This window comes from Lutibacter sp., assembly GCF_033723435.1.
Taxonomy (GTDB): Bacteria; Bacteroidota; Bacteroidia; order Flavobacteriales; family Flavobacteriaceae; genus Lutibacter.
The window spans coordinates 100,740-114,685 of the sequence record NZ_JAWVXC010000003.1; the positions used below are offsets into that span (position 1 = coordinate 100,740).

The 13,946-nt window shown below is 27.7% G+C and carries 13 protein-coding genes; 8 read left to right on the forward strand and 5 right to left on the reverse strand.

The window, feature by feature from the left end; genetic code table 11:
• Positions 1 to 48: 48 nt before the first annotated feature.
• The 8 genes from R3342_RS06265 (at position 49) to R3342_RS06300 (ending at position 9,470) form a co-directional block, all read left to right on the forward strand.
• Positions 49 to 975: an ABC transporter ATP-binding protein gene (locus R3342_RS06265; protein WP_318939040.1), complete on the forward strand. Its 927-nt coding sequence runs from the start codon at positions 49 to 51 to the stop codon at positions 973 to 975.
• The gene (locus tag R3342_RS06270; RefSeq protein WP_318939042.1) at positions 968 to 2,278 is read left to right on the forward strand and encodes an ABC transporter permease; all 1,311 of its coding nucleotides are present in this window, start codon (positions 968 to 970) and stop codon (positions 2,276 to 2,278) included. The genes R3342_RS06265 and R3342_RS06270 overlap by 8 nt, the downstream gene beginning before the upstream one ends.
• Before the next feature lie 3 nt (positions 2,279 to 2,281).
• Positions 2,282 to 3,112 (forward strand): mechanosensitive ion channel family protein, encoded by an 831-nt coding sequence (locus R3342_RS06275; RefSeq protein ID WP_318939044.1) that lies wholly within the window; start codon positions 2,282 to 2,284, stop codon positions 3,110 to 3,112.
• Position 3,113: 1 nt separating this feature from the next.
• Positions 3,114 to 4,277: a sigma-54 dependent transcriptional regulator gene (locus R3342_RS06280; RefSeq protein ID WP_318939045.1), complete on the forward strand. Its 1,164-nt coding sequence runs from the start codon at positions 3,114 to 3,116 to the stop codon at positions 4,275 to 4,277.
• Between the two features lie 3 nt (positions 4,278 to 4,280).
• The gene (locus R3342_RS06285; protein ID WP_318939046.1) at positions 4,281 to 5,129 is read left to right on the forward strand and encodes a PPK2 family polyphosphate kinase; all 849 of its coding nucleotides are present in this window, start codon (positions 4,281 to 4,283) and stop codon (positions 5,127 to 5,129) included.
• 83 nt (positions 5,130 to 5,212) lie between these two features.
• Complete coding sequence (locus tag R3342_RS06290) at positions 5,213 to 6,031, forward strand: 3'-5' exonuclease (protein ID WP_318939047.1); 819 nt, start codon at positions 5,213 to 5,215, stop codon at positions 6,029 to 6,031.
• Positions 6,032 to 6,033: 2 nt separating this feature from the next.
• Positions 6,034 to 6,522, forward strand: a complete 489-nt coding sequence (locus R3342_RS06295; protein ID WP_318939049.1) for an ABC transporter ATPase — start codon at positions 6,034 to 6,036, stop codon at positions 6,520 to 6,522.
• 23 nt (positions 6,523 to 6,545) lie between these two features.
• Positions 6,546 to 9,470: a glycoside hydrolase family 3 N-terminal domain-containing protein gene (locus R3342_RS06300; RefSeq protein ID WP_413468700.1), complete on the forward strand. Its 2,925-nt coding sequence runs from the start codon at positions 6,546 to 6,548 to the stop codon at positions 9,468 to 9,470.
• On the opposite strand, the gene R3342_RS06305 is transcribed toward R3342_RS06300, so the two are convergent.
• The 5 genes from R3342_RS06305 to R3342_RS06325 are packed head-to-tail and all read right to left on the reverse strand — an operon-like array spanning position 9,463 to position 13,945.
• Entirely contained in the window at positions 9,463 to 10,512 is a 1,050-nt protein-coding gene (locus tag R3342_RS06305; RefSeq protein ID WP_318939053.1) for a lysophospholipid acyltransferase family protein, read from the reverse strand. The genes R3342_RS06300 and R3342_RS06305 overlap by 8 nt on opposite strands.
• A gap of 2 nt (positions 10,513 to 10,514) precedes the next feature.
• A complete protein-coding gene (locus R3342_RS06310) occupies positions 10,515 to 11,420 on the reverse strand; it encodes a bile acid:sodium symporter family protein (protein ID WP_318939055.1) in 906 nt (301 codons plus the stop codon).
• Between the two features lies 1 nt (position 11,421).
• Positions 11,422 to 12,114 (reverse strand): DUF4159 domain-containing protein, encoded by a 693-nt coding sequence (locus R3342_RS06315; protein ID WP_318939056.1) that lies wholly within the window; start codon positions 12,112 to 12,114, stop codon positions 11,422 to 11,424.
• Between the two features lie 4 nt (positions 12,115 to 12,118).
• Entirely contained in the window at positions 12,119 to 12,826 is a 708-nt protein-coding gene (locus R3342_RS06320) for a 16S rRNA (uracil(1498)-N(3))-methyltransferase (RefSeq protein ID WP_318939058.1), read from the reverse strand.
• Complete coding sequence (locus R3342_RS06325) at positions 12,827 to 13,945, reverse strand: GNAT family N-acetyltransferase (RefSeq protein ID WP_318939059.1); 1,119 nt, start codon at positions 13,943 to 13,945, stop codon at positions 12,827 to 12,829. It abuts the gene before it with no gap.
• Position 13,946 lies beyond the last annotated feature (1 nt).

Consider the following 13,946-nt stretch of genomic DNA (forward strand, 5'->3'; position numbering starts at 1 on the left):
TTTTAATAAAATAGCTATATTTTCGTACCTGAAATCAAAAACTTTACAATGAAAAATGTTTTAGAGGTTGAAAATGTGACCAAAACGTATGGTAACTATACAGCCTTAAATAAGGTGTCTATTGCTATACCTGAAGGAAGCGTTTTTGGATTATTAGGTCCAAATGGAGCAGGAAAAACTTCACTGATTAGAATTATTAATCAAATTACTTTACCCGATAGTGGTGCCATATATTTAGATGGAAAACCGCTTCATCAAAATCATATACAAGATATTGGCTATTTGCCAGAAGAACGAGGTTTGTATAAAAGTATGAAAGTAGGTGAACAAGCAATTTATTTAGCACAGCTTAAAGGAATGAGTAAGAAAGAAGCTAAAAAAAAGCTAATAATGTGGTTTGATAAATTTGGAATTAATGATTGGTGGAACAAAAAAATTCAGGAATTATCTAAAGGGATGGCACAAAAAGTACAATTTATAGTTACCGTTATGCACGAACCTAAATTGTTAATTTTTGATGAACCTTTTAGTGGTTTTGATCCTGTTAATGCTAATCTGATTAAAGATGAAATCCTAAAATTAAGAGATAATGGCGCAAGTATTATTTTTTCAACACACAGAATGGAATCTGTTGAAGAAATGTGCGATTATATTGCATTAATTAATAAATCCAATAAAATATTAGATGGCAAATTAAGCGATATAAAAAATCAATTTAAAGAGAACAAATTTGAAGTAGGTTTAATTAGTGAAAATGAAAATATTTTTAATGTAGTTCAAGAAAAATTTAAAGCAACAAACTTAGACAGTAATGGTGTAAATAATGAGTATAGAATGGAGGTTACTTTAAATGGAGAAGACACAACTAAAGATCTAATTAAATACTTAAACAGTAAAGCTCAAATTAACCATTTTACCGAAATTATTCCTTCTGCGAATGATATATTTTTAAAATCCGTTGCTAATCATGAATAAACTTTTATTAATAATAAAGAGAGAATTTTTTGCTAAAGTTAAAAATAAATCTTTTATAATTTTAACCATATTAAGTCCTCTTTTAGTAGTTGGATTAGGAGCATTAATTTTTTATTTAAGTGAAAAAAATAGCGAAGATGTTAGAAAAGTAGCTTATGTAGATGAAACAAATCAATTAACTCCAGCATTTACCAATACAAAAACTATTGAATTTACAAATTTAACAGCTATAGGCTTTAAGCAAGCTAAATCTATTTCAGAAAAAAAATATTATGGATTAATTTACATTCCTAAAAATGATAGCTTACCACAGCTTACTAATAGTATTAAATTTTATTCACAAGAATCACCAGGGCTTAGTTTTATTAGTAATATTGAAAATAGGCTAGATAAAAGAATACGGAATTTAAAAATAGAAAAATTAAATTTAGATGTTGCCACAATTAAAGCAACAGAAACAAGTGTTAGTATTGCAACAGAAAATTTTACAGGAGAAAAATCTTCAAAGATTGGAAGTATTTTAAGAATGGCAGCCGGAGGAGGATTTGGATACTTAATTTTTATGTTTATCATTATTTATGGCACTTCGGTAATGCGGAGTGTGATTGAAGAAAAAACAAGTAGAATTATTGAGGTTATAATATCTTCAGTAAAACCATTTCAATTAATGTTGGGTAAAATTTTAGGAAATGCTTTTGCAGGTTTAATGCAATTTATTATTTGGATGATAATAGGAGGTACCATTTTATTTGTAATTACCATGTATTTAGGTCCAGAAGCTACTAAAAATACTAACTCTTTGCAGATGACACCAGAGGTTGTTCAACAAGTGCAGGAAGTTTCTAATAATAATTTACAGTTAGTACTTCAGGAAATAAAAAATTTACCAATTTTAACTATATTTTTCTCTTTTCTTGTTTACTTTTTTGGAGGATATTTAATTTATAGTTCTATATATGCCGCAATTGGAGCAGCTGTGGATAGTGAAACAGATACTCAGCAATTTATGATGCCTGTTTTAATGCCTTTGGTAATTGCTATTTACATAGGATTTTCAATTATTGAAAATCCCCATGGTTCTGTTGCAGTAGGCTTTTCAATATTTCCGTTAACATCACCAATAGTTATGTTAATGCGAATTCCTTTTGGAGTTCCTTGGTGGCAAATAGCAGTATCTATGTTGTTATTAATTCTTACCTTTATAGGAATAGTTTGGTTTGCTGCAAAAATTTATAGAGTAGGTATTTTAATGTACGGTAAAAAACCAAATTATAAAGAAATATATAGGTGGTTAAAATATTAAAATATGGAAACTTTACGAAATATTTTAAACTATACTTTTAGTATAACGGATAACATTCAAATTTCTGTTAAAGATATTTTTGTATTACTTGTTGTTTTTTTCATAACTAGTTTTTTATTAAAACTTATAAAAAGGATTACTAATAAAAAGCTTGATGATGTAGATAAAAATAAGTTCAACTCGTTATTCTCTTTTTTAAAATATTTTATTTACGTTACTGTAATTATTATAGCTTTAGATTCTTTAGGAATTAAAATTAGTGTATTACTAGCAGGTTCAGCGGCTTTATTAGTTGGTTTAGGTTTAGGATTACAAACCTTATTTCAAGATATTATTTCAGGAGTTTTTATGCTTTTAGATAAAACAATTCATTTAAACGATGTTATTGAAGTAGATGGTAAAATTGGCAAAGTTTTTGAAATAAACTTGAGAACAACAAGAGCTATAACAATAGAAGATAAAGTGGTTATTATTCCAAATCATATTTTTTTAACCAACACTTTATATAATTGGACTCAAAATGGACGTTTAATTATTGAAACGGTTAAAGTTGGCGTAGCTTATGGCTCAGATGTAGAAAAGGTAAAAAAATTATTAATAGAAGCGGCTGTAGAAAACCCAAAAGTTTCCAAAGTAAAAATGCCAAGTGTATTATTCAATAACTTTGGAGATAGTACTTTAGACTTTATTTTAAGATTTTCAACTACACAAAGCTTTACTTCACCTGCAATTAAAAGTGAATTACGTTTTGCTATTGATAAAAAATTTAGAGAAAATAATATTCAAATTCCTTTTCCACAAAGAGATATTCATATTATAGAAAACAGAAAATAACATGTCAAAAATTTTACTTATTGAAGATGAATCTGCGATTCGCAGAGTACTAAAAAAAATTATTACCGAAGAAAATGAAAATTACGAAGTAGAAGAAGCAGAAGACGGTTTGATTGGAGTAAATTTGATTACAAAATTTGATTACGATTTAATTTTATGCGATATTAAAATGCCTAAAATGGATGGTGTTGAGGTGCTTGAAAAAATAAAAAAACTAAAACCAGAAATACCTATCGTAATGCTTTCTGGCCATGGTGATTTAGATACGGCAGTTAATACAATGCGTTTAGGTGCTTTTGATTATATTTCAAAACCACCAGATTTAAACAGACTTTTAAATACTGTCCGAAATGCATTAGATAGAAAAAAATTAGTTGTAGAAAACACAATTTTAAAGAAGAAAGTCAGTAAAAAATATGAAATGATTGGTGAAAGTAATCCAATTTTACATATTAAAGATATCATTGAAAAAGTAGCACCAACTGATGCAAGAGTTTTAATAACAGGAGAAAATGGTACGGGAAAAGAATTAGTTGCACATTGGTTACATGAAAAAAGTGAACGAACAAAGGCTCCTATGGTTGAAGTAAACTGTGCAGCAATACCATCTGAACTTATTGAAAGTGAGCTTTTTGGGCATATAAAAGGATCTTTTACAGGGGCAAATAAAGATAGAGCAGGTAAGTTTGAAGCAGCTAATGGAGGTACTATTTTTTTAGATGAAATAGGAGATATGAGTCTTTCTGCACAAGCAAAAGTATTAAGAGCTTTACAGGAAAATAAAATTTCAAGAGTTGGTAGTGATAAAGACATTAAAGTCAATGTACGTGTAATAGCAGCTACTAATAAAAATTTAAAGGAAGAGATAGAAAAGGGTAAATTTAGAGAAGATTTGTACCACAGATTAGCTGTAATTTTAATTAATGTTCCTAGTTTAAATGAAAGAAGAGAAGATATTCCTTTATTAGTTAATTTTTTCGCAAATCAAATTGCAAATGAACAAGGTAATACCGTAAAACTATTCTCGGAAAAAGCACTAAAATTGTTACAAAATTATGATTGGACAGGTAATATTAGAGAGCTTAGAAATGTTGTTGAGCGATTGATAATACTAGGAGGAAAGGAAGTTACGGAAAAAGATGTAGAACTGTTTGCAAGTAAATAGCCTATGAATAAATATCAAGTTACAGAAAGCATCGAATTAAAAAAAATCGAAACTAAGGAAGTTATTTCTAAAGCGAAAAAAAAGCTTAAGAAATTAAGAAAAGATTTAAGCGAATTACAAGATAAAATGTATGCCGAAGGTAAATATGCAGCTTTAATATGTTTACAAGGTATGGATACATCAGGTAAAGATAGTTTAATTAGAGAAGTATTTAAAGATGTTAATGCTCGTGGTGTTGAAGTATATAGTTTTAAAGTTCCTACCGAGTTAGAGCTAAATCACGATTTTTTGTGGAGACATTACATTGCTTTACCGCCACGTGGAATAATAGGCGTTTTTAACAGAACACATTATGAAAACGTTTTGGTTACACGCGTGCATCCTGAATATATTTTAAGTGAAAATATACCAGCAACTAATAGTGTTGATCAAATTAATGAGGTGTTTTACCATAAACGAATGGAAGCTATTAACGCATTTGAGAGTAACTTGGTGGATAATGGAACAATAGTTTTAAAATTCTTTTTAAACCTATCAAAAGAAGAACAAAAAAATAGATTATTACGTAGATTAAGACTAAAACAAAAAAACTGGAAATTTTCCCCTGCCGATTTAAAAGAACGTAAATTGTGGGATAAATATCAATTTTGTTATCAAGATTTACTAAATAGAACTTCTACTAAAAAAGCACCATGGTTTGTTATACCTGCAGATGATAAAGCTACTGCACGTTATTTAGTAGCTGATATCATATTTGAAACCCTAAATCAGTACAATTTTAAAGAACCAGAATTACCTGAAAAATATAAAATTGAACTAGATAATTATAAAAATCAATTAGAAAACGAATAATTAAATTAATAAAAAATTGCCAATTGAAAGCATTGTAAAATAATATTTAATAATAATTTTACAGCAATAAATAAACAAACCCTATGGAATTAAAATTAACAAAACCAATAGTATTTTTCGATTTAGAAACAACAGGAATTAATATAGCAACCGATAGAATTGTTGAAATAGCTTTACTAAAAGTTTACCCAAATGGTAATAAAGAGAGTAAAACTTGGCTTGTAAACCCTGAAATGGATATACCAAAAGAATCTTCCGATATTCATGGAATAACTAATGAAAAAGTGGCTAATGAGCCAACTTTTAAAGAGTTAGCCCCAGAAATAAGTAAAATTATTGATGGCTGTGATTTATCAGGATTTAATTCAAATAGGTTTGATATTCCATTATTGGCAGAAGAAATGATAAGAGCTAATGTTAATTTTGATATGAAAAATAGAGTTGCTATTGATGTTCAAGTCATTTTTCATAAAAAAGAAGAACGCACCCTAAGTGCTGGATATAAATTTTATTGTGGAGAGGATTTAGAAAATGCACATTCGGCTATGGCAGATACTATTGCAACTTACGAAATTTTGAAAGCTCAGATTAAAAAATACGACGATTTAGAAAATGATGTAGCGTTTTTAGGGGAATACTCAAAGTATAATAAACGAGCAGATTTTGCAGGTTTTGTATTGTTTAATGAAGACAATGAAGAAATATTTACTTTTGGAAAATATAAAGGTCAAAAAGTTGTAGATGTTTTATTAAAAGATAAAGGCTATTTCTCTTGGATTGAAAATGCAGATTTTCCTTTATACACCAAAAAAATATTAAAAGAAATTAAAGAAAGAGTATTACACAATAAAAAAGAAAATACTTTAGAAGATTTACAAAATAAATTCAATAAAAAATTATAAATATGCTGGTCGATTTTGATAGTTTAAAAAATTCTTCAAGAGTTTGGGTTTACCAAGCTAATAGAGAATTTTCTGATAACGAAGAAGAGGAAATAATATCAAAAATTAAAAGTTTTATTACTACTTGGAAAGTGCATGGTAAAGATTTAAAAGCATCTTATCAAATTAAGTATCATCAGTTTATTGTTATAGCTGTAGATGAAGATTTTAATGAAGTTTCAGGTTGTTCCATTGATGCATCTGTTAATTTAATTTTAAAACTAGAACAAAGTTTGAAGATAGATTTAACTAATAAATTAAATGTATCTTTTAAAGACAATAATAATATAAATGTGGTTAGTTTACTAGATTTTAAAAACTTTGTAAAGCAACAAAAAATAACAGAAAATACGGTTGTTTTTAACAATATGGTAACAACTAAAGGCGATTTTGAATCGCAATGGGAAGTACCCGCAATTAGTAGTTGGCATAAACGATTTTTTAATAAATAATTCTTTAAATTTTTTCTTACTAAATGTTCAAAAAAATACTTTACCTATATTTTTTTAGTATAACTTTTTTTACCTATTCACAGGAAAAAAAGTTATTCCCTTTGCAAACTAAAGACTCTTTAGCGCAAAACAAATGGGTAGATTCTATTATGGATAATATGTCTATCGATGAAAAAATAGGTCAGTTATTTATGGTGCAGGCTTATTCAAATAAAGATGAAAAGCACTATAATGCAATTGAAAATATAATTGAAAAATATCATATTGGAGGGCTTATTTTTATGCAAGGCACAGCATTAAAACAAGCACAACTTACAAATAAATACCAATCTATTTCAAAAACGCCATTGCTTATTGGTTTAGATGCCGAATGGGGTTTAAATATGCGATTAAAAAATACTTTTAAGTTCCCTTGGAATATGACTTTGGGAGCAATTAGAGATAATCAATTAATTGAGCAATTTGGCAAACAACTAGCACAACAATGTAAGCGAATTGGTGTAAATATTAATTTTGCACCAGTAGTAGATATTAATATAAACCCTGAAAATCCTATTATTGGAAATCGATCTTTTGGAGAAAATAGAGATAATGTAACCAATAAAGCTAGTGCTTTTATAAAAGGATTACAAAGTGAAAATGTGTTGGCTTGTGCTAAACATTTTCCTGGACATGGAGATACAGCTTCTGATTCACATACTTCTTTGCCAGTTTTAAATTTTAATCGTAATAGATTGGATTCTATAGAATTATATCCTTATAAAAACTTAGTAAAAACTAATTTAGCAAGTGTAATGGTTGCTCATTTAAGTGTAAAAGCTTTAGAGCCAGAAATTAATTTGCCTACATCCTTATCCTACAATGTAGTTACGGATTTATTACAAAATCAGTTAAACTTTAAGGGATTAATAATTACGGATGCGTTAAATATGAAAGGTGCATCCAATTTCGCAAAACCAGGGGAATTAGAATTAGATGCTTTTTTGGCAGGGAATGATATTTTATTGTTCCCGGAAGATGTTAAATCGGCAATTACTAACATAAAAAAAGCAGTTTCAGATAGTATAGTTTCAGAAGAACGTTTAAATTATTCTGTAAAAAAAATATTGAAAGCAAAATACTGGGCGGGATTAAATGATTATCATTATATAAATGTAGATAATTTACAAAATGACATTCATACTATAGCCAATGATTTATTAAATAGAAAATTAGTCCAAAACTCTATCACTTTATTAAAAAATAAACAAGGTATTTTACCAATTCAAAAACTAGAAACTAAAAAGATAGCGTATGTAAAATTGGGGGATGCTCCAAATACTTCTTTTGTGAAAATGTTACAGAATTATGCAAAAGTTGATGTTGTTTCTAGTAATAATTTAGATGATCTTATCACTAAATTAAAACCTTATAATTTAGTAATTATTGGTTTTCATAAATCAAATATAAATCCTTGGAAAAGTTATAAATTTACCAATAGAGAGCTGGTTTGGCTGCACGAAATAGCACGAACTAATAAAGTAATATTAGATGTTTTTGCAAGCCCGTATAGTTTATTACAAATTAAAACTTTCGAAAATATTGAAGGTTTATTAATGTCTTATCAAAATAGTGGAATCGCACAAGAACTTAGTGCTCAGGCTATTTTTGGAGGGATTGATGTAAAAGGTAAATTGCCAGTTTCTATTAGAAATGAATTTGATGAAGGTTACGGAATTTGGTCAACTTCGTTAAAAAGATTAGCTTATTCCATTCCAGAAGACGTGAATTTAAGTAATGTTAAATTAAAACAAATTGATTCCGTTGCAAATGAAGTTATAAAACAAAAAATGGCTCCAGGATTGCAAATTTTAGTTGCCAGATATGGTAAAGTGGTTTACGATAAAAGTTTTGGATATCACACTTACCAAAATAAAATACCTGTAAAAAATAGCGATGTATATGATGTTGCTTCACTTACCAAAATATTAGCTACGCTGCCATTAATAATGGAATTAGAACAAAAAGGTATTTTAAATTTAGATACTACTTTAGAAACACTTTTGCCAAATTTAAAAGGGACAAATAAAGATACATTAACAATAAAAGAAGTACTTTCTCATGTTGGCAGATTAAAAGCTTGGATTCCATTCTACTTAAAAACATTAGATAGTGTTACAAAAAAGCCTTCCAAAAAATATTATAGAACTAAAAAATCTAAAAAATTCAGTATAAAAGTTGCAGACAATTTGTTTTTGCGTAGAGATTATAAAGATTCTATTTATGCTAGAATAGCTGAAGTAGATCAACGTGAAAAGGCTGGTTATAAATATAGCGATTTATCGTATTATCTATTTAAGGAATTTTTGGAGAAATATTATCATAAAAACCTAAATGAATTAACTCAGCAACATTTTTACAAACCTTTAGGTGCGTATAGAACAAGTTATTTACCATTAAATAAATTCAGAAAAAATAGTATAGTTCCAACTGAAAACGATACTTATTATAGACATCAATTATTGCAAGGCTATGTTCATGATATGGGGGCTGCAATGTTAGGTGGAATAGGTGGTCATGCAGGTTTATTTACTAATGCAAATGATATTGCTAAAATAATGCAAATGTATTTGCAGAACGGATATTACGGTGGTAAACGTTATTTTACTTCTAAAACGTTAAACACGTTTAATCATCAGTATTATGCAAAAGATAGTGTTAGAAGAGGTGTTGGTTTTGATAAACCTCAAATAAAAGAAATAGAAAAAGCTACTTGTGCTTGTGTTTCTAACGCTAGTTTTGGACATAGTGGTTTTACAGGAACGTATACTTGGGCAGATCCTGAAAGTGGTATTGTGTATGTATTTTTATCCAATAGAGTTTATCCAACTATGGAAAACAAAGATTTGGTAAAATATGATATTCGAACTAATATTCAGAAAATAATTCAAGATGCAATTATTAAGTAATTTCTGTTGTTTTTGTAGAAATTATTCCCAAACAAATACAGCATATTAAATAAAATACGGCTATTTTTATATCAAAATAATAATAAATTAACCAAGTTTGAAGTAAGTAAAATAGCGGAAAAAGAGTTGTAATTACTGCAAATCTATAGGTGTTTAAAAAAATCTTATCTTTTATAATAGATTTCAGGTATTTCCATATAAGTAAAGGGAAAATGCTATTTAATTTTGCAATAACATAAATAATAACTAGCCAATTAAATTTACGCTTTTCGTCTTTTTTTATCGATTTAAAATTTTGATGATTTTCCAAGCATTTATTTACTTCAATTGGATCTAAATAATTGACTTGTTTTTCTTCTAAAATCTGTATTAATTCATCATATTGCTCTAAATCTTCTATATGAGTTGTTAAATTTTTTAAGGAAAAATGGACTTTATTTATTAATGCAGAAAAAGTTAAATCTACATTGGTTATATCAATAAAATCATTCGCTAAAATTGGTTTTCCATAGAATATTGAAACACTACACGGATATTTTAAAGCATGGTCATAATTTATGCCAACTGGAATTATTTGTATAGGTATGCTTGGATATTTTTTTAGCGTAGATAGAATTATTCTGGCAAAGCCTTTTTTTAAAGGCAATACTCTTCTTTTTGAATGATGTTGTCCTTCTGCAAAAATTTCTATAGTTTGTTCTTCTTTAAAAATTTCAGTGCATTTTTCAAAGGTTTTATAATTTTTGTTAATGGTTTTTATACCATCTCTCATTCTATAAACAGGAATCATATTTACGCTTGACAGTAACAATTTTACTAGTTTATTTTTAAAAGCGCTGGCACGTGATAAAAAATAAGTAGTTCTGCCATTTGTAGTTGGAATTAGCAAAGCATCAATTAAAGCGTTTTGATGATTTCCTATAAAAATAACTGCGCCTTTCTTTGGAATATTTTCTTTTCCAATTACTTTTATTTTTTTTAATGTAAAGAATAAACCTAGTTTTACATATACTTTAATAATATTATACCAAAGACTTTTCAATATTAATTTCTTTCTTTTTGTTTAGACCAGTATGTTGCTATTGTTAAACCTGAAACAATATCCCAAATTGCCCAAAATGCTACTAATAGAGCCATACCACCTAATCCGTTAAAAAAGCTAAATATTAGTAGAAGCCCTAAACCAGAATTTTGAATTCCAGTTTCTATAGCTAATGTTTTTTGGTTTTTAAAAGATAGCTTCATTATTTTAGCAAAGTAAAAGCCAGTTAAAATAGCTAAACCATTGTGTGCAATTACTAATATTAATACATACTGAACGTAATTTATAAAAATATCAAAGTTTTTAGCAAAAGCTAAAATTATAAATATTAAAAATATTGCTAATGAAATAGGTTTTAGAATTTTAGCTAATTTATTAGATAAATTAACATTATACTTTCGTACCAACATTCCTAAAATTAAAGGAATTCCTAAAATTAAAGTTACTAGTTTTACCAACTCCCAAGGATTTAATGAAACTCTTTTTAATATTTGTGCCGTTGGAGCATACATATTTCCCCAGAACTCTAAATTAAAAGGAGTCATAACTAAAGATATTAGGGTTGCAAAAGCTGTTAAACTTACAGATAAAGCTGCGTTTCCTTTAGCCATTTGAGTGATAAAATTTGAAATATTTCCTCCTGGACAAGCAGCAACCATCATTAAACCAAGTGCAATACTTGGCATTGGATTAACTAATTTTATAAAAATAAAAGTTACTAAGGGTAATAATATAAATTGAGAAATTACACCAACAATTAATATTTTAGGATTTTTTAGAAGTCGTTTAAAATCATCTATAGAAATACCTAGAGCAACCCCAAACATTATTATGGCAAGCGTAATATTTAAAACCCATAAACCTTCTGTATCAAAATTTATTTTTAGGGAATCTAAGTTTTCAATCATATTAGTTTTTGAAAGCGTATTCTACAATATTTGCACCCATTTTTAAAGCTTTTTCTCTAATTTCTTCTGGGTCATGGTGCACTTCTTTGTTTTCCCATCCATCGCTTAAATCAGATTCGTAATCGTAAAAACAAACTAATCTGCCTTTATAGAAAATTCCAAAAGCTTGTGCGGGTTTACCATTGTGTTCATGTATTTTAGGTAAACCTTTTTCAAAAGTAAAAGTTTGATGATATATAGGATGGTTAATTGGTATTTCTTGAAATTCTAAATTAGGGAATACTTTTTTCATTTCCCGTCTAATATATTTATCTAACCCATAATTATCGGAAATTTCTAAAAAGCCACCAGAAATAAGGTAATTTCTTAAATTTTCAGCATCTTCGTCAGAAAAAATTACGTTACCATGTCCAGTCATAAAAACAATAGGATAGTTAAAAAGTGCAGGACTTCCTACTTCAACATTCGCTGGAACTTCATCTATTTTAGTATTAATATTTTTATTGCAAAATGTTATTAAATCGGGTACAGATGTTGGATTTGCATACCAATCACCACCGCCATTATATTTTAAACTAGCTACTTGTTGCGCATAATTAAAAGAAAAGATGAAAAGCAAGGAGAAAAAAAAGAACAACTTTTTTTTCTTATAAAGGTAAATATCTTTAAAATTTAAATTTTTATAAAACAACATAAATTTATTCATTAATAAAAGCAACGCTATGTACAGCAACTACTCCAGCAGTTTCCGTTCTTAGTCTGCTTTCTCCCAAAGATACAGGAATATAGTTATGTTCCAAACTTTGTTGAATTTCGTTTGGCGAAAAATCACCTTCGGGACCAATTAAAATAGTTGTTTTATCTTTTTTCTGTAGAATAGATTTTAAACTGTTTTTTGTTGTGTTTTCACAGTGAGCTATTAATTTTTTTCCTTCAAAAGAAGTTTCTATAAATTTTTGAAAACTAATAGGTTCGTTAATTTTTGGGAAATTAAATTTTAAAGATTGTTTTGCTGCTGCGTGTATTATTTTTTCCATTCGTTCCATTTTAACAACCTTACGTTCAGAATGTTCACAAATTATTGGAGTAATTTCATCTATACCAATTTCGGTAGCTTTTTCTAAAAACCACTCAAACCTATCATTTAATTTTGTTGGAGCTATAGCAATATGAAGATAATAGTTTTTAGTAACTGGTTTGTTTTCGGATTCAATAATTTCAACTAAACATTTTTTATCGTTTGCAAGTATAATTTTAGCAGTAAATAATAAACTTAAACCATTTGTTATAAAAACCAAATCGCCTTCTTTTTTGCGAAGTACGCGAACAATATGTCTACTTTCAGTTTTATCGAAAGTTATTTGTTGTGTGTTTTTAGTGATTGTTGGATTATAAAATAATTGCATTTATAAAGCTTTTCGATAGGTACAACGTTTTTTGTAAATTTCAGGATTAAAATTTTTCCAGAGAGCCGCAATTGCATTATTTGTAGCTAATTCAGGAGTTCTAATACAATTTTCTATTCCTCTTTCTTTAAAGGTTTTGTAATATTCCTCAAAAATAATAGCAGTAACTCCTTTATTTTGATAATCAGGATGAACCCCAATTAAATAAAATATAATGTCTTTGCTATTTTTTTTAGCATTTAATAGATGAAATAATCCAAAAGGGAAAAGTTTTCCATTTGCTTTTTGTAAGGCTGTTGAAAAGGAAGGCATAGTTATGGCGAAAGCAATAATTTTGTTGTTTTTATCTACTACAAACTTTATATATTCAGGATTTATAAAACTGATGTATTTCTTTTTAAAATATTCTTTTTGAATATCGGAAATTGGTACAAACGATTCTAAAGATGCATAACTACTATTAAATAAATCAAACATTTCATCAACATAAGGAAAAATATCTTTTGTTTTGGTAAAGTTTAATTCCCTTAATTGGTATCGCTTTTTAATTAAGTTACAAATCTTTTCAAAAAATTCAGGTTTAACATTTTTAAACGGAAATTTATTTTCTAAATATTCTTTTTCTACTTTAAAGCCTAGTTTTTCAAAATGATTTTTATAATAAGGATGGTTATACCAAGTAATCATAGTCCCAATGTGATCAAAACCTTCGGTTAAAACACCAACTTTATCTAAATTTGAAAAACCAACTGGACCTTCCATAAAATCTAATTTATGTTGATCTCCAATTTCAGCTACTTTATCTAATAGTAATTTTGAAACTTCATAATCATCTATAAAATCGAACCATCCAAAACGCATTTTTTTAAGTTGTTGTTCATTAATTTCAATTGTATTAATAATTGCAGCAACTCTACCAACTATTTTATTGTTTTTAATTGCAACAAAAAAACGAGCATTGGCATGTTTAAAAACAGGATTTTTCTTTTTATTAAAGGATTCTAATTCTTCCTTAATAATAGGAGGAACCCAATATTTATTGTTTTTATATAATTCAAAAGGAAATTTAACAAATGCTTTCATTCCCTTTTTAGAGGTCATTTCTTTTATCGTAATCATT